Raw genomic sequence first — 15,279 nt, 5'->3', positions numbered from 1 at the left:
CTCACGGTAGCGCGGGTGCTGAAACTTTGTCCAGCAAAAATGTTCAGAGCTGGCGAGCGGCGGCCACCAGGCCCTCTGCCGTCGGGACATCCGTGACGAGCTGGTTGAAGTAGCCGCCCTTGGCGCCCGCGACGATGGACAGCACCTTCTCGGCGCCTACCGCGACCGCGATCGTGGCGGGGATGCGGCGCAGCTCCTCCGGCTTCGTGGCGACCAGGCGCTCGCTGCCCGGGTACGTGACGGGCTCGCCGTCGCGGTCGTAGACGCGCATGCACACGTCGCCCACGGCCTGGCGCAGGCTGTCGGCGTCGCGCGGCATGAGGGAGGGCGTCATCTGTCGCATCAGCGGGGCCGAGCCGACGCCGACGATGGCGCACTTGGCGTGCGCCCACAGGTCCATGACCCGGCGTACGGACGGCTCGTGCTGCAGCGAGTAGAACAGCTCGGGGCCGGGCAGCGCGGGCGCGTAGAGGTAGGCGGGCACGCCACCGGCGCGTTCGGCCAGGATGCGGGTGGTCTCGTTGGTCTGGAACCAGGGTTGCGGCTCCTCCTGGCCGCCCACGGCGGGCGCGATCGTGACGCCCGGGTACTGGCCGAGCCCTTCGCGGGCGCACTCGTAGACCGTGGTGCCGGACGAGACGAGCACGACGTCGCCGGACTCCAGCCCGACCGCCGCCAGCGCGCGGGTCACGGCGGGCGCCAGCCACGGGCCCAGGGTGGGGCCGCTGACCTTGGGGACCAGGTAGACGCGCTCCAGGTCGAGCGCCTCGGCCACCTCGGCGGCCAGCGGGCCGTCCGCGAGCGCGGCCGGCCGGTGCACCTTGATCTCGACGATGCCCTGCTTGCGGGCCTCGGTGAGCAGCCGGCTCACGGTCGCCCTGGAGACGCCGAGCCGCTGGGCGATGTCGCCCTGCGTGGCCTCCTCGATGTAGTACTGCTGGGCCGCCGCGTACATCAGCTCAAGCGGGAACCTGGCCTGCGTCTCGGGTGCGACGTCGGCGGCATTCATGCGCGCGCTCCTGTGAACATTTTTGCTGAACCGATGCGCAAACGACTATAGGCGGTGATGTCCCCGGGGGCCACTGCCGCGTCCTCCGCTGGAAAGGCTAGCCGCCATGAGGTTCTCCAGACAGGGCTACTACTCTGCGCTTACGATCGGCTGCGCACAGTAATGCGGGGGACAGGGGAGAGGCAATGTCCAAGGGGATGTACGTCGCGGTGGCCGTCGGCCTGGTGGTCGGGAACATGGCGCCGCCCGCCGTGGCGGCGGCCACGGTCCTGCGCTGCGACACCTACGTGCACGCGCAGGACCGAGACCTCGGCATCGCGTCCTGCACCAACCCCACGGGCCAGACCTGGAGGTTCCGGGCCGTGGTGGTCTGCGGCCGGGCGCCGGACGTCGTGGGCGAGTGGGTGACGCTCGCGCCCGGCGCGTCGGGGGAGTCCCGGGGATACTGCGGCGGCATCTTCACCAGCGGCGTGGGCGCCGTGGGCGTGGACGAGCGGGTCGCCTGACCGGTCAGTCCGGTGGGGGGAGCTCGCCGGAGCCGCGGGCGATGAGCCGTACCGGCAGCTCGATGTGCTCCGGCGGGCCCGTGTCGCCGCGCAGGCGGCGGAAGAGCAGCTCGGCCGCCACCCGCCCCATCCACGCGGGGTCCTGCGCCACCACGCTCACCCCGGGGGTCAGCAGGTCGGCCAGCTCGAAGTCGTCGAACCCCACCAGCGCCACCCGGCGCCCCGCCAGCGCGCGCAGCGCCGTCACGGTGTAGCGGCCGTTGCCGGTGAACAGCGCGGAGGGCGGATCGTCCAGGGCGAACATGCGGGCCAAGTCGGCGCGTACGCCCTCCAGTGAGGGCGGCCGCATCGACACCAGCCGCTCGTCGAACAACCCTCCGAGCGCCTGCCGGTAGCCGTTGAGCCGCTCGGCCGCGGTGAAGATCCCCGGGGCGTCCCCGAGGAAGGCGATCCTGCGGTGGCCGTGGCCCATGAGGTGGCGGATCGCCTCCCCGGTGCCGCCCAGGTTGTCGGCGAGCACCGTGTCCACGTCGATCCCCGCTCCCGGCGGCCGGTCGGCGAACACCACCGGCGTGCCGGCCTCCAGCTCGGGCCGCAGGTACGAGTGGTCCTCGCCGGCGGGCACCATGATCAGCCCGTCCACGCGGCGCGCGCAGAACGTCTCGACCAGCTCGCGCTCCCTGAGCGGCTCCTCGCTCGACGACCCGCTCAGCAGCAGGCAGCCGTGCTCGATGACGACGTCCTCGACGGCCCGGCTCAGACCCGAGTAGAACGGGTCCGCCACGTCCTCGATGACCAGCCCGACCGTGGCGGTCCTGCCCCTGCGCAGCACCGCCGCACTCTCGTTGCGGCTGTAGCCCAGCCGCTCGATGGCCGCGCGCACCCGCTCGGCGGTGGCCGGGTGGACGCCGGGCTCGCCGTTCACGACGCGCGAGACGGTCTTGAGCGCCACGCCCGCCGCCGAGGCGACGTCCTTCATCGTCGGTCTCACGCCAGGATCATTCCTCACCTGGACCAGGCAGACAACGTTGTCAGGGGTTATGCGAAAGTGGTTCCCTATGTCGTTGAGATCTGCCGTGCTGGTGACCGGGTTCGTACTGGCCGCGCTCAACCTGCGCCCCGCCATCGCGGGGGTCTCCCCGCTCCTCGACGAGATCATGAAGGACGTGGGCCTGTCGCCCGCCGGCGGCGGCGCCGTCACCACGGTCATGGTGGTCTGCCTCGGCGTGTTCGGGCCGGTCACGCCGCTGCTCGCGCGGCGCTTCGGGCTCGACCGCACGCTGCTGGCCGGACTGCTGGTCATCGCGGCGGGCGTGACGCTGCGCGGCCTCGGCGGCGCGCCCGTGCTCTACCTCGGCTCCGCCCTGGCCGCCACGGCGATCGCCGTCATGAACGTCTCCATGCCCGCCGTCGTCAAGGAGCACTTTCCCACCCGGGTCAACCTGCTGACCGGCGTCTACGTCGCCGCCGTGGTGGCCGGCGCCACCCTCGCCTCCGGGCTGGTCGTCCCCATCGAGCACGCCACCGGGTACGGCTGGCGCGGCGTCTCCGCGCTGCTCGCCGTGCCCGCCCTGCTGGCCGCGCTGCTCTGGCTACCCCAGGCGCTGCGCAAGCAGAGCGGGGCGCAGAACGGGCCCAGGCCGTTCGGAGCGGTGCTCAGGAGCCCCGTGACCTGGTCCGTGACCGCTCTCATGGGCCTGCAGTCGCTCACCTTCTACGTCATGCTGGCCTGGCTGCCGACGATCTTCCTGGAGGCCGGACTCCCTGCCGACCAGGCCGGCTACCTGCTCAGCCTGACGAACCTGGTCCAGGTCGGCACCTCGCTGGCGATCCCCGTGCTGGCGGGCCGGCGGGCCTCGCAGGTGCCGTACGTGGTCGGAGCGGGGGTGCTGACCGTGCTCGGCTACCTCGGCATGCTGCTGGCCCCCACGGCCGCGCCCTGGCTGTGGATGATCGTGCTGGGGATCGGCCAGGGCGCCTCGTTCGCGCTGGCACTGCTGATCATCGCGCTGCGGCCCGCCGATCCGGCCACCGTGACCGCGCTGTCGGCCGTGGCGCAGTCCGTGGGGTACGGGATCGCGGCGGTGGGGCCGTTGCTGTTCGGGTTCCTCAGGGAGGTCTCCGGCGGCTGGACGGTGCCGCTGCTGGCGGGGCTGGGGGTGCTCGTGGTGCAGATCACGGCTGGGTGGTTCGCGGGGCGGCCTGCTACCTTAGGTAAGGCTAACCTTTAGGGGGTTCAGGGTGCTGACCGAGACGCTCCAGCGGGTCGCCGACGCGCGTGGCGGGGTGCTGGGCGTCGAGCCGCGCCTGGTCATCGAGCCCGACGGCAGCTGGACGCCGGTCGCCGAGCTGCTGCGGGGGCCGTACGCGGCGCTGCTCGGGCTGATCGACGAGACGGCCGCGCGCTGGAACGCGCCACGCCACGTCGGCGCGGCGCTGTTCTGGAAGACCTACGGCTACTGGCACACCATGCCCATGGCGCTCGGCTGGGCGCTGGACGGGCAGGTGCCGATCATGCGGCCGGCGGACACGTACTTCAAGGTGTCGGACGCCGGGGTGACGATCGCGGCCACGCGGGTGAGCTGGTCCGAAGGGGCCGCCGCGATCCGCGAGGCGCTCGCCGAGTCGCAGGCGCCGCTAGTGCGGGCCGTCGGGGCGATCGCGAAGGTGGGCGAGCGGACGCTGTGGGGATCCACGGCCGAGGCGCTCGCCCATCCGCTGACGTCGATCGTGCCGGGCGACTACATGCGGCTGCTGAAGGAGATCGGCCCGCCGGTCGACGGGCTGATCGAGCCCGCCGGCGACGGCTACTTCCGCAGGACCTGCTGCCTGTGGATCACACTGCCCGATGTCGAGCCCTGCGGAAGCTGCTGCGTGCTCAGGCCACCACCGCGTCGTCCAGCGGCCTGAGCTCGTCGGCGTAGCTCACCGAGACGCGGCGCATGACGCCGGTGTCGTCGATGGAGTACTGGCCGAGCCGCCACAGCGGCGGCGAGTAGGCGTGGATGGAGACACTTTCGTCCACCGCGCCGTTGAGGCGGTGGATGTGATCGGGCCCGAACGAGAACGACTGCCCCTCCGTGACCACGGTCTCCAGATGCTCGCCGCCGATGCGCGGGTTGCACTCCAGGAGCGCGCCCCGCACCACGTGGACGGCGCCGGAGGAGATGTCGTGGTCGTGCCAGCCGGTGTCGTCCTCGGGGCGCCAGCAGAGCAGCCAGACGTCCACGTACGCGTCACGGTAGAGCGAGGCGTAGTGCCTGCCGCCGTCCTCGGGGAACTGCACCTGGTCCCGCCACTCCTCGGGGTGGGTTGCCAGCTCGTTCACCAGGTCGCGCAGTTCGCGCCGGTCGAGCGTGCGCTCGGGCAACCGGGCACAGGTGCCCCCGTCCTGGATTTGCTGAGTGCTCACGTACGAGTCTCCTTTCCGCTCAATAGACGACGGGGGTTGACGACCCGGATGGCGTGGCCGGCGGCCGCGCCGAGTCCGGGCTCGGGTGCGGTGGCGTAAGGGGCGTCGGAGCCGTTGACGACGACGTCGATGCCCAGCTCGCGGACGATCGCGTCGATCGCCCGCGGGCCGTAGGAGGAGGTCTCCACGAAGAAGTTCGGATCGACCAGGCCGCGGCTGCCGCCGCCCCTGGCGATCAGGCGCTCGGAGTGCAGCGGGGCCAGCCCCGCGAGGAGGGCGAAGCAGACGCGCAGTTCCGGGTGCCTGGGGCGGACGACGGCGTGGAAGTAGTGCCACGCGGCGTGCATCTGCTGGACGTACGGCACCACGGCGGGCCACCAGGGCGGCGTGCCCGGGGTCTTCGCGGCCGGGCCGGGGTGGACGAACAGCGGAAGGTCCAGGTCCGTCAGCACCTCGAGCAGGCCGTCGTCGGGCACGGCCGTCGCGGGGATCTGCAGCCCCGCGAAGCCGCGGCCGAGGTCCCGGGCCAGGCGCTCGGGGTCGGGCCGGCTGAGGCACGTCGACGCCCAGGCCCCGAACGGCTCGCCCAGCGCGAGCGCGCCGTCGTGGTAGGCGTCGATGACCGGCCAGGACTCCTCCGGCGGCAGGAACTCGATGCCGAGCGGGCTCGACGGCGACACCAACGCCAGCTCCAGGCCGGTGGTGTCGCGGTGCTCGAGGTCCTGGGGGTCGATCTCGTACGGGGGCTCGTCGTCGAGGAACAACGTCCAGCCGTCGACGTGGGGAGGGGAGGAACGGGCGCGCAGAGCGTCGACGAGCGGGCGCGTCCAGACGTGCTGATGGACGTCGATGCTCACGGCTTCCTCCTTCCCCTATTCCCTACTAACATTACAGGTAACCCGCGCCACCTTGCGACACTGAGCTGTGAAGCGTTTCAGTGATACGGTTCAGTGAACCGCTTCACAAGCCCGTTGTCAACGGGCCCGACGCCGCCGGAAACGCCGACAGGCCCGGCGTTCCGGGGCGGCGCACGCGCGGTGAGAAGCGCGAATCGTCTGACTGGAATCGGTTCTGTCGGCGCTAGCGAATAGGCTGGCTTAATGCCTCGCAAGAGAGCCACGATCCGGGAGGTGGCTCAGGCCACAGGCCTGTCACCGGCAGCCGTCTCGTATGCGCTGCGCGGCCTGCAGGTTTCCGAGGAGACCATGGAGCGCGTACGCGCGGCAGCCGCCGAGCTGGGCTACGAGGCCGACCCCATCGCCAGGGCCCTGGCCAGCGGGCGCACCGGCATGATCGGCCTGCTGTGCGGCTCGCTGGAGGACCTGTGGCAGCAGTCCCTGGCGGTCGGCATCAGCAGAGGGCTGCGGGAGAAAGACCGCTATGCCCTGATCCTTGACGCGGTGGGCGATCCCGCCCGCGAGCGGGCCTTCGCCCAGCGGCTGCGCGACCAGCGCGTCGATGGCCTGATCGTCCAGCCGATCGATCCGGTGGCGGCGTTCTGGCCCGAGCTGTGCGAGTCGCTGCCGGTGGTCGCGATCGGCGACTCGATCGCGGGCACGGCCGGGGAGGTCGTCTTCGACAACCGGCGCGGCGTGACGCTGGCGCTGGAGCACCTGCGCGCGCTGGGCCACCGCCGCATCGCCGTCCTCACCCCGACCCGGGCCAGCACTCCCGACCGGCCCGCCGACGTGCACGTCACCGCCGAGGCCGACCGGCTGGGGCTGGACATCGTGGTCGCCACCGCCCCGCACGGGCTGGCGGGGGCCACCGCCACGGCGCGGGAGCTGCTGGCGGGGCAGGGGCCGAGCGCGGTGTTCTGCTTCGCGGACTCGATCGCCTACGGGGTTTACGCCGCGGCTCAGGAGCTGGGGCTGGCCGTGCCCGACGACGTGTCGGTCATGGGGTATGACGATCACCCGATGTCCGGGCTGCTCACGCCTGGTCTCACGACCGTCGATTGGGACATCGACGGGATCGTCAAGGCCGCGGTCCGCCTCATCTCGGCGGCGACGGACGGGGGGACCCGGCGGCGGCGTGTCGTCCAGGAGCCCACCCTTCGAGAGCGGGGATCGGTCGCCCGCGTGTCGTGACGCCTTCCCCGGCCTCGGTGCGCATCCGTTGGGGGGCACCCGAGAGCGGGGCCCTCCGAAAGCGGGCAGCCTCGGGGGGTCAGAGGGGTGGGTGGAGGGTCAGGGCGTGGCGGGAGGTGGTGAGGTCGTCGGTGAGGGGGCGGTCCGCGGTGGGGGTGTTGAGGGCCCGGAGGGCGGCGGTGCGTTCGCAGGCCAGGACGATTTCCAGGGGCTCCAGGCAGCGCAGGGCGTTGCGGGCCGCCTGGGTGGCGAAGCCCGCGTGGTCCTCCGTGCCCAGGGAGATCACCGCCGTGCCAGTCGTCACCGGCGTCGCGAGGAGCCGGAGCTCGGCCAGGGCATCCTGGGCCACGTACTCCAGGATCAGCGCCCCCGACGACCCCGGGCGGTCGGCGAGAAAGGGGTGGTGGCCGGTGTAGGCGGGGTCCATGAGGGTGGCCAGGCGAGCGGCGCTGAGCTGGGCCGTCTGTACGAGCGCGGCACGCGACGCGTCGAGCGCCAGCGCCAGCGGGGCCGAGTGGAAGTTGCCGTTGTGCCAGGCCAGGGAGCCGGCGATGAGGGGGTTCTCGGCGGCGGCGTTGAGGTCGATCTCGACGGCGGCCGTGGCCCGGTCGAGGGCGTCCACGGCGGCCCCGTGCACCTGGGCGAAGGCCCGGTAGCCGTACGGGTCCTGCACGCGGGTCGCCAGCTCCTGGGTGAGCAGGCCGCGCAGGCGGGCGGCCACGGCGGCCTGGCCGGGGTGGGGGCGGGCCTCCTGTACGGCGGCCGCCAGCGGCTCCGCCGAGGCGCCCACGGCGGTGAACGACATCGCCGCCACGTCGATGACGGCTTCCAGGAGGAGACGGAGGCGGTGGCAGGCGATGGCGGCGTCGGCCAGCGTGGCGGCCCCCGAGCTGATGAACGGCAGCGCGTCCTCCGGGGCGAAGGGGAAGCGGGGCCCGGCCACGTCGATCGGGGGCGTCCCCGGAGGGAACGGGGGTGGGGGTTCGTGGTGCCACGGGAGTTCGCCGAGCAGGCACAGGGCCGTGGTGGCGAGGGCGGAGAGGTCGCCGGTGCCGATGGCGCCGTACGTCTGGATCGGCGGGGTGAAGCCGCCGTTGATCGCCTCGGCCAGCGCCGGCAGGACGGCCGGATCGATGCCGGAGCCGCCGACGAGGAGCTGGTTGAGCCGGACCACGAGCATGGCCCGGGCGCGGGCCGGCGGGATCATCGGGCCGGCGCCGCACACGTGGCTGCGGAGCAGGTCGAGGCCGGGCTTGTCGAGGATGACGCCTCTGTTGGCGCCCACGCCGGTGCTCCGCCCGTACACGGGGCCCGTGAGCTCCTGAGCGGTGGCCCACGCGGCCCGGGCCCGATCGAGGGAGGCGATCGTGACCCGGGCACCGTCGTACGCGGCCTCGTGGACCTGCGCGCAGGTCAGGCCGGCGCCGTCGAGCTCCACCGGCGGTTCAGTCGCCGTCGGGAATGAACAGGCCCAGCAGCCAGCTCACCACGCTGATGATGATCGCGCCCCAGAAGGCGGCCGGATAGAAGTTGTCGACGTGGAAGGGGATGTCGAGCTGAGTCGAGATCCAGCTCGTCAGCAGCAGCATGGCCGCGTTGATCACGAGGAGGAACAGGCCCAGTGTCAGAACGATGATCGCGCATCCGAGGGCCTTGACGATGGGCTTGACGATCGCGTTCACGATGCCGAAGATCAACGCCACGATCAGCAGCACGCCCCAGTATTTGGCGGAGTTGGGGGAGGTGCTGACCTCGATGCCGGGGACCAGTTGGATGGCCACCCAGAGGGCCGCCGCCGCGGCGATGGTTCTGATGATGAATCTCACGCTGCTTGATCCTCCCACTTGAGATCGGCACTTCGATAGTGGCGCGGCCACTACGATTCTCAGCGGCTACTGTGCGTAGTCGTCGGTTATGATTGGCCCAACTCGGGAAGAGGCGTCCAGGGGGAGGGAGCGAGATGGACGCGAACGGGCTCGAGTCGTTGCCGGCCGACGAGTTGCACGACCGTGCGGTGCGGTACGCCGTACGGCACGGGGACCTGGGGTTTCTCTGGGACCTGTTGAAGGTGATCCCGGCCGCCGAGGCCGCCAGCGGTCACGGGACGGAGGCCGCCAACGACCTCAGCAGGGTCTCCGCGCTGCTCAGCGATGCCATCGCCTCCGGCGAGGGGCAGTTGGGTGAGGCGCTGCGCCCGATCTACATAGAGTATTTGCGTAAACATCCCGACGCCTGACCGTGCTCCCAGGGCGCCGGGGGGTGACCTCGCAAGGCCGATACGGGCCACCCTCCGTAATCACACGGGCGCGCTCAGCCCGCCATGCGGGCCTCGCTGCCGCTGTATTCGGCGAAGCCGGGCGTGCTGACCTCCTGCCCGTCACGGGTGATGATCATCGTCTGGTACGGCCCCGCCGCCGCCAGGTCGGCCGCGAAGCGCCTGGACAGCATGGGCCCCATGGCGTAGATGGCGGTCGCGTACGCGTCGGCCTGGCCCAGGTCGGGACCGACCACGGTGACCGAGCCGAGCCCTTCCTCGACGGCCCCCGTGTGCGGGTTGACTATGGGCGCGCCGCCGGAGGTGGCGATGCCGAGGTCGTGGGCGAAGACGACCTTGCGGATCACGTCCTTGCGCGGATCGCGGATGCCGACCCGCCAGCGCTTGCCCGGGGCGGCCGAGCCGCGCACCCTGATGTCCTCGCCCGCGCTGATGCGGTGGTCGCCCGCGCCCGCGTTGACCAGAGCGCGGGAAAGGCGTTCGAGCGCCCAGCCCTTGATGTAGCCCGACGGGTCGGTGACGCCGTTGATGCGGGCCTCGAAGTAGCCGTCGGTGGCCTGGCTGATCTCGTCGCAGCGGTGGAGGACCTCGATGAGCTCGGGGATCTGCTTGATCGTCTGGCCGCGGTTGAGGCGGCCGATCTGGCTGTCCTCTCTTACCGGGCTGAAGGTGTCTTCCACCCACCTCAGCCAGGAGAACGCGTCATCCAGCAGGGGCGTCATCTCACGCACCGGGAGAGCGGTGCGGATGTCCACACTGACCGGCATGCCCATGACCATCTCGACACGGGCGCTTCCGGGGAAAGTCGTCACCTTGCCTCCTTGTCCGCAGCCCACCGTTGCAGATGGCGCGTAATGTGGAGCTAAACCTTTTACCGTGATTTGAAATGAATCTGTGATCTTGGGACAGCAAGGCGTGACAACGCGCCGCGTACGTACCTCTTGAACTGCCGCGGACCGGCCACCACCACGTCGCGCTCGGCGATGTCGGGAATCTGGCGGCTCAGGCCGGAGGCGCTCAGGCGCTCCTTGGCGCGCGGGTCGTGCTCGGCGCCCTCGACGAGGATGAGCCCGTATCGGGCCTCCAGTTCGCGCAGCTCGTCGGTGGCGCGCTCGGTGCGGTAGACGGCCACGGTGTCGGGCGTGCCGGCCAGCCGTTCGCGCAGGGCGGCCGCGTCGAGGCCGGTGGCGATCAGCAGGGTCGGCCTGGTCGCGTGGGAGAGCTGGTGACTCCAGACCGCCATGACGGCCGCCATCGTGTACAGGACGAGCGAGCCGGCGCGGCTGAGGTCGGTCACGTACGCCGTGGAGCTGAACTGGTGGGCCACCAGCAGCGCGCCGGCGAGATAGCTGCCGAGCCTCAGGCGCTGCCTGGCCTCCTCGGTGCGGAGGTAGTCGGCGGCCTTGACGGTGATCAGGCCGAACGCGACGAGCAGCGCCGCGGCGGCGTAGGCGCTGGGTCGCCACGGGTAGCCGAATCCCGGCTGGATCGCACCGAACTCGGCCACCGCGACCCCGCACCAGAAGAGGATGGGACCTTGGTTCGCATTCGCCTCGCTAGCCATGCCACTCACGATGCTGAATGAACATTAAAGGTTTCTGAGTAGGGTCTGAAACATGGCTAACGTGCGTGTCGAACGAACTGAGGACGGCGGATTCCGGGCCACGAACGCCCGCGGCGCCGAGGTGCGGATGGGCGGCGGGGACGAGGACGGGGTGTTCACCCCGGTGGAGTTGCTGCTGGCGGCCGTGGGCGGATGCAACATCGTGACGGTCGAGCCGCTGACCGCCAAGCGGGGTCACCGGCTGGTCCGCCTGGCGATGACGGTGCAGGCGGAGAAGGTCGAGCCCAGCAAGCTGGGCCCGGTCACCGTCACGTACGACGTCGAGCTGCCCTCGGAGGAGGCCGACGAGGTGTTCAGGGCGGTCGCGGAGCGGGTGCACGAGAAGTACTGCACGGTGAGCAGGTCGCTTCAGGAAGGTACGGAGGTTCGGTTGGAGCTTCCGTAGTCGGATTAAACAGATATTCGACCCCGTTATGACGCGACCGTTGCATTCGTCTCGGTAGCGTTGTAGCAGGTCAAGAGGCCAATAGACCTTCACCGAAGCGGACGCGGAGGGGGACCGCGGTTCGCCAGTGCGGGACCGCCGGCGTTTTGGGGGAAGCGCCGGCCTGGACCGCCGCCGATCGGGCCGGGCAGCTTTGGGGGAACTGCCCGGCCCGATCTATGCGTATCCTCCCCTTTCGTGAAGAAAGTGCTGATTGACTGCGACCCCGGCATCGACGACGCGCTCGCTCTGGCCCTCGCCGCCGGCTCCCCCTCCCTGGACGTGGTGGGCATTACCACCGTGGGGGGCAACGTTGACCTCTCCCTGACCACCGCGAACGCCCTTGCGCTGCGCGAGTTCCTGGAAATGGGGAATGTCCCCGTGACGCCGGGCAGCGCCGGCGCCCTCCTGCGCGAGACCGTGCGCGCCACCCGCGTGCACGGCACCACGGGTCTCGGCGGCGTGGTGCTCCCCGCCCCGCAGCTGGGGCCCTCGGACGGCCACGCGGTCGACTTCATCGTGGAGACCCTGAAGGCCGCTCCGGGCGAGATCACGCTGGTGGCCGTGGGCCCGCTGACGAACATCGCCCTCGCCGTACGCCGCGAGCCGCGCGTCGTGGAGTGGGCCCGCGAACTGGTGATCATGGGTGGCTCGTTCACGCGTGGCAACCACAATCCGGCGGCCGAGTTCAACATGCTGGCCGACCCGGAGGCGGCGGCCATCGTCTTCGGCGCCGGGTGGACGGTGCGGATGCTGGGGCTGGACGTCACCCTGTCCGCCACGGTCACCTCGGACGTCCTGGACCGGATGCGGCCGCTCGGCAAGCTGGCCGAGCTGCTGGTGCCCGCCGCGCAGTTCTACGGAGTGGTGACGGCCGACGGCGGGCCGGCCATCCATGACGCGTGCGCGGTGGCGTACGTGCTCGACCCCTCCCTCTTCACCTGCGTCCCCGCGATGGTGAACGTCGAGACCGCCGGGCTTTACACGCGGGGGATGACCGTGACGGACTTCAAGGTGAGCGAGCAGGACTCGAACGCGCTCGTGGCCACGTCGATCGACGTCAGGGGATTCTGGGAGCTGGTGCTGGGAGCGTACGAGAGGCTGGCGGGGCGGCTCGGATGATGTGCGGTCAGGGCTCGGCGGCTGATACAGTTACACCTGTTGCGCCGCTAGCTCAGTTGGTCAGAGCAGCTGACTCTTAATCAGCGGGTCCGGGGTTCGAGTCCCTGGCGGCGCACAGCGAAAAGCCCAGGTCACTCAGGTGGCCTGGGCTTTTTTGATCAGGCGGGCGCCGGGCATCGGCGCGTCAGGATCGGGAAGGTCTCGGCGCACACCCGGCCGAGGCGCCCGCGGTGGAAGACGAGCGGGTCGTCGTCGGAGTCGTTCACGGTGAGCGACACCACCTTGGCGAGGATCAGCTCGTGGTCGCCCACCACGTGGCTCAGATCGAGGACGCAGTCGATCCACGCGACCGCATCCGTGATCGCCGGATGCCCGCTCTCCCGCACCGACCAGCCGACCCCCGAGAACTTGTCGCTCCCCTTGGCCGCGAACGACCGGCACACCTGCTCCTGCCCGGCCCCCAGCACGCTGATCGTGAAGGCGCCCGCGGCCTTGATGCGGGGCCAGGTGGCCGAGGTGTGGGCGGCGCAGAAGCTCACGATGGGCGGGTCGAGGGAGACGGAGGTGAAGGAGTTGACCGTGAAACCGTGCGGTTCGCCGTCCTCCAGCGCCGCGATCACGACGACCCCCGTCGGGTAGTGGCCGAGCACGCGCCTCAGCCTCAGGCTGTCGATCATCGTGTGCTCCAGCGCCGCTTGAGCTCGTCGAGGTGGCGCAGCCCGTCGAGGACGGTGTCCGTGTCCGGGACGAAGTCGATGAGACAGGCGACCTCGTCCACGCCGATCTCCTGGAGCGAGTTCAGCACCGCCATGCCGTCGTCGACCGTGCCGAACAGGCCGCCCGTGTCGAAATAGCGGTCGAACGAGACCTCCAGGAGGAACTCGATGTCCTCCGGGTCCATCGAGTCCGGGTCGATGCCGGGCATCAGGTCCTCGGCCGCCTTCAGCACCAGGCCGAGAGAGCTGCGCAGGTAGTCGGTGAAGGGCTGGTGGACGATCTCGCGCACGCGGGCGCGGTCCTCGCCGATGAAGGTGTGCAGCATCAGCGCGACGTGGCCGGTGCCACTGTGCGCCCTGGCGTAGTGCTCGCGGTAGTCGGCGACCTTGCGTACGAGGTCGTCCAGGCTCTGGCCGAGCAGGTGCGTCAGGATGCCGTAGCCGAGATCGCCCGCCTGGCGGAACGTCTCCGGGTTGCCCGAGCTGGTGAGCCACGTGGGCAGCTCCGGCTGGACCGGCGCCGGGTAGGCGCGCAGCTTGACCGACTCGCCGGCCCCGTCGACCAGCTCCACCTCCTCCTGCCGCCACAGCCGCCGCACCGTGTCGATGGTGTCCGTCGTCACCTGCCGGCGGCCGGCGTAGTTCTCGGGCCGCAACGCGAAGTCGACCACATGCCAGCCCGGGGCGAAGGACACGCCGACCCGGCCGCCGGACAGGTTGTCCACCATGGCCCATTCCTCGGCGATGCGAACCGGGTGGTGCAGCGGCGCCACGACGCTTCCCGCGCGGATGGCGACCCGCTCGGTCACGGCGGCGACGGCCGCGGCGCTCACGGCGGGATTGGGATATCGGCCGCCGAATTCATGAAAATGCCGCTCCGGTGTCCACACCGCGGAGAATCCATGGGTGTCGGCGAACCTGGCCCCTTCCAGCAGCAGCCGGTACTGGTCGGTTCCCGCCCTGACATCGTCCGCGAAATAGAATAGACCAAAGTCCATCGTTTCTCCTTGCGTGCCGCGTTGATGCGCCCGGTCCGGGTGTCACAAGTATTTGTGAGCGGAGAAAACGGGGTAACCCCTAGCGCCCACTAGGCGTGCCGGCCGTCGGGCGTCCGCCCTGCTGAGCACGGCCTGACGCGCTCGGGCAACCCTTATCGCCCCTTATTTCGACGCGGCTTCACCACGCGCCGGACCGTCGGCGGATTCGTTAGGGGAATACCCCCGGACATTAGGGGGCGAATCCCGTGGCTACGCCGCGGCCGCATGGGCTGGAATGAACGGTGATATCCCGCGGCGTGGTGCCGAATTCCCTGTCGGCAGAGGAAGGAATGTTCAGTGATCACCGAAACCGGAGCGTGGGTACGGCGGTTCTTCGCCGCGCCGGCATCCGCCACCCGTCTGATCTGCTTCCCGCACGCGGGCGGCTCCGCTTCCTATTTCCACCCGGTCGCCAAACAGCTCGCACCGCGGCTCGACGTCCTGGCGATCCAGTATCCGGGTCGGCAGGAACGCCGTCTGGAGCCGTGCATCGACGACATAGGCACCCTCGCCGATCGCCTCACCGGGGAGATCCTGCCCCTGGCGGACCGGCCGATGGCCTTCTTCGGGCACAGCATGGGCGCGGTGGTCGCGTTCGAGGTGGCCAAGAGGCTGATGGGCGACGGCGTCTCGCCGCTGGTGCTCTTCGCGTCCGGCCGGCGCGCGCCGTCGAGCGTACGCGTCGAGACCGTGCACAAGGAGGGCGACCGGGCGCTCATCGCCGAGGTACGGCGGCTCGGCGGCACCGACACGCGGATGCTGGACGACCCCGAGCTCGTGAACATGATCCTTCCGTCGCTGCGCGGCGACTACACGGCGATCATGACCTACCGCTGCCCGCCCGGCATCAAGATCGACGCGCCGATCATCACCCTGGTCGGCGACTCCGACCCGCACGTGTCGCTGGACGAGGCCGAGCGCTGGAAAGAGCACACCAGCGGCCCGTTCGACATGCACGTCTTCCGCGGCGGCCACTTCTACCTGAACTCACATGCGGCAGCGGTCATGCGGAAGATCACCGAGAACATCCCCGCCGTCCAGGCGTAGGTCCCCCTTTCGGTTGC

18 protein-coding genes and 1 tRNA gene are annotated in these 15,279 nt (G+C 70.6%); 9 read left to right on the top strand and 10 right to left on the bottom strand.

Annotated elements, in window-relative coordinates; genetic code table 11:
* Positions 1–43 precede the first annotated feature (43 nt).
* A complete protein-coding gene (locus ACIHFD_RS06395; protein WP_350741618.1) occupies positions 44–1,009 on the bottom strand; it encodes a sugar-binding domain-containing protein in 966 nt (321 codons plus the stop codon).
* A 185-nt stretch (positions 1,010–1,194) separates the two neighbouring features.
* Between ACIHFD_RS06395 and ACIHFD_RS06390 the strand changes: the two genes are divergently transcribed.
* Positions 1,195–1,515 carry a hypothetical protein gene (locus ACIHFD_RS06390; protein WP_350741616.1) on the top strand — a complete coding sequence of 107 codons (321 nt, stop codon included), beginning with the start codon at positions 1,195–1,197 and terminating at the stop codon, positions 1,513–1,515.
* A 4-nt stretch (positions 1,516–1,519) separates the two neighbouring features.
* On the opposite strand, the gene ACIHFD_RS06385 is transcribed toward ACIHFD_RS06390, so the two are convergent.
* On the bottom strand, positions 1,520–2,506 hold the full coding sequence (locus ACIHFD_RS06385) for a LacI family DNA-binding transcriptional regulator (protein WP_397365867.1): 987 nt from the start codon (positions 2,504–2,506) through the stop codon (positions 1,520–1,522).
* A gap of 67 nt (positions 2,507–2,573) precedes the next feature.
* On the opposite strand from ACIHFD_RS06385, the gene ACIHFD_RS06380 reads away from it, so the two are divergent.
* Together ACIHFD_RS06380 and ACIHFD_RS06375 are read left to right on the top strand one after the other, a co-directional pair.
* Positions 2,574–3,746, top strand: coding sequence for a CynX/NimT family MFS transporter (locus tag ACIHFD_RS06380; protein ID WP_397365866.1), 1,173 nt, complete (start codon positions 2,574–2,576; stop codon positions 3,744–3,746).
* 10 nt (positions 3,747–3,756) lie between these two features.
* Complete coding sequence (locus ACIHFD_RS06375; RefSeq protein WP_397365865.1) at positions 3,757–4,425, top strand: hypothetical protein; 669 nt, start codon at positions 3,757–3,759, stop codon at positions 4,423–4,425.
* Here the strand turns inward: ACIHFD_RS06375 and ACIHFD_RS06370 are convergent.
* Both ACIHFD_RS06370 and ACIHFD_RS06365 read right to left on the bottom strand, forming a co-directional pair.
* Positions 4,394–4,927 (bottom strand): cysteine dioxygenase, encoded by a 534-nt coding sequence (locus ACIHFD_RS06370; protein ID WP_397365864.1) that lies wholly within the window; start codon positions 4,925–4,927, stop codon positions 4,394–4,396. The genes ACIHFD_RS06375 and ACIHFD_RS06370 overlap by 32 nt on opposite strands.
* A complete protein-coding gene (locus ACIHFD_RS06365; RefSeq protein ID WP_397365863.1) occupies positions 4,924–5,784 on the bottom strand; it encodes an amidohydrolase family protein in 861 nt (286 codons plus the stop codon). The genes ACIHFD_RS06370 and ACIHFD_RS06365 overlap by 4 nt, the downstream gene beginning before the upstream one ends.
* A gap of 243 nt (positions 5,785–6,027) precedes the next feature.
* Here ACIHFD_RS06365 and ACIHFD_RS06360 point away from each other — a divergent pair, with 243 nt between their 5' ends.
* Positions 6,028–7,017 carry a LacI family DNA-binding transcriptional regulator gene (locus tag ACIHFD_RS06360; protein ID WP_397365862.1) on the top strand — a complete coding sequence of 330 codons (990 nt, stop codon included), beginning with the start codon at positions 6,028–6,030 and terminating at the stop codon, positions 7,015–7,017.
* 79 nt (positions 7,018–7,096) lie between these two features.
* Here ACIHFD_RS06360 and ACIHFD_RS06355 read toward each other — a convergent pair whose 3' ends face one another.
* Positions 7,097–8,455, bottom strand: coding sequence for an aromatic amino acid lyase (locus ACIHFD_RS06355; protein ID WP_397365861.1), 1,359 nt, complete (start codon positions 8,453–8,455; stop codon positions 7,097–7,099).
* 7 nt (positions 8,456–8,462) lie between these two features.
* Entirely contained in the window at positions 8,463–8,843 is a 381-nt protein-coding gene (locus ACIHFD_RS06350; RefSeq protein WP_185068013.1) for a phage holin family protein, read from the bottom strand.
* 134 nt (positions 8,844–8,977) lie between these two features.
* Between ACIHFD_RS06350 and ACIHFD_RS06345 the strand changes: the two genes are divergently transcribed.
* Positions 8,978–9,253 (top strand): hypothetical protein, encoded by a 276-nt coding sequence (locus ACIHFD_RS06345; protein WP_185068012.1) that lies wholly within the window; start codon positions 8,978–8,980, stop codon positions 9,251–9,253.
* A gap of 74 nt (positions 9,254–9,327) precedes the next feature.
* Here ACIHFD_RS06345 and ACIHFD_RS06340 read toward each other — a convergent pair whose 3' ends face one another.
* Positions 9,328–10,104, bottom strand: a complete 777-nt coding sequence (locus tag ACIHFD_RS06340) for an FAD:protein FMN transferase (protein WP_397365860.1) — start codon at positions 10,102–10,104, stop codon at positions 9,328–9,330.
* A 59-nt stretch (positions 10,105–10,163) separates the two neighbouring features.
* Positions 10,164–10,856, bottom strand: coding sequence for a hypothetical protein (locus ACIHFD_RS06335; RefSeq protein WP_397365859.1), 693 nt, complete (start codon positions 10,854–10,856; stop codon positions 10,164–10,166).
* Between the two features lie 52 nt (positions 10,857–10,908).
* Here ACIHFD_RS06335 and ACIHFD_RS06330 point away from each other — a divergent pair, with 52 nt between their 5' ends.
* The 3 genes from ACIHFD_RS06330 (at position 10,909) to ACIHFD_RS06320 (ending at position 12,577) form a co-directional block, all read left to right on the top strand.
* Positions 10,909–11,301 (top strand): OsmC family protein, encoded by a 393-nt coding sequence (locus ACIHFD_RS06330; protein ID WP_185068009.1) that lies wholly within the window; start codon positions 10,909–10,911, stop codon positions 11,299–11,301.
* Between the two features lie 237 nt (positions 11,302–11,538).
* Positions 11,539–12,462 (top strand): nucleoside hydrolase, encoded by a 924-nt coding sequence (locus tag ACIHFD_RS06325; protein ID WP_397365858.1) that lies wholly within the window; start codon positions 11,539–11,541, stop codon positions 12,460–12,462.
* A gap of 41 nt (positions 12,463–12,503) precedes the next feature.
* Positions 12,504–12,577: transfer RNA gene (locus tag ACIHFD_RS06320), tRNA-Lys, on the top strand.
* Between the two features lie 43 nt (positions 12,578–12,620).
* On the opposite strand, the gene ACIHFD_RS06315 is transcribed toward ACIHFD_RS06320, so the two are convergent.
* Positions 12,621–13,139: a flavin reductase family protein gene (locus ACIHFD_RS06315; RefSeq protein ID WP_364266269.1), complete on the bottom strand. Its 519-nt coding sequence runs from the start codon at positions 13,137–13,139 to the stop codon at positions 12,621–12,623.
* The gene (locus ACIHFD_RS06310; protein WP_397365857.1) at positions 13,136–14,176 is read right to left on the bottom strand and encodes a MupA/Atu3671 family FMN-dependent luciferase-like monooxygenase; all 1,041 of its coding nucleotides are present in this window, start codon (positions 14,174–14,176) and stop codon (positions 13,136–13,138) included. The genes ACIHFD_RS06315 and ACIHFD_RS06310 overlap by 4 nt, the downstream gene beginning before the upstream one ends.
* A 336-nt stretch (positions 14,177–14,512) precedes the next feature.
* On the opposite strand from ACIHFD_RS06310, the gene ACIHFD_RS06305 reads away from it, so the two are divergent.
* The gene (locus ACIHFD_RS06305; protein ID WP_397365856.1) at positions 14,513–15,262 is read left to right on the top strand and encodes a thioesterase II family protein; all 750 of its coding nucleotides are present in this window, start codon (positions 14,513–14,515) and stop codon (positions 15,260–15,262) included.
* Positions 15,263–15,279 lie beyond the last annotated feature (17 nt).

This window comes from Nonomuraea sp. NPDC051941, assembly GCF_044593615.1.
This window is presented reverse-complemented; position numbering and strand designations above follow the sequence as displayed.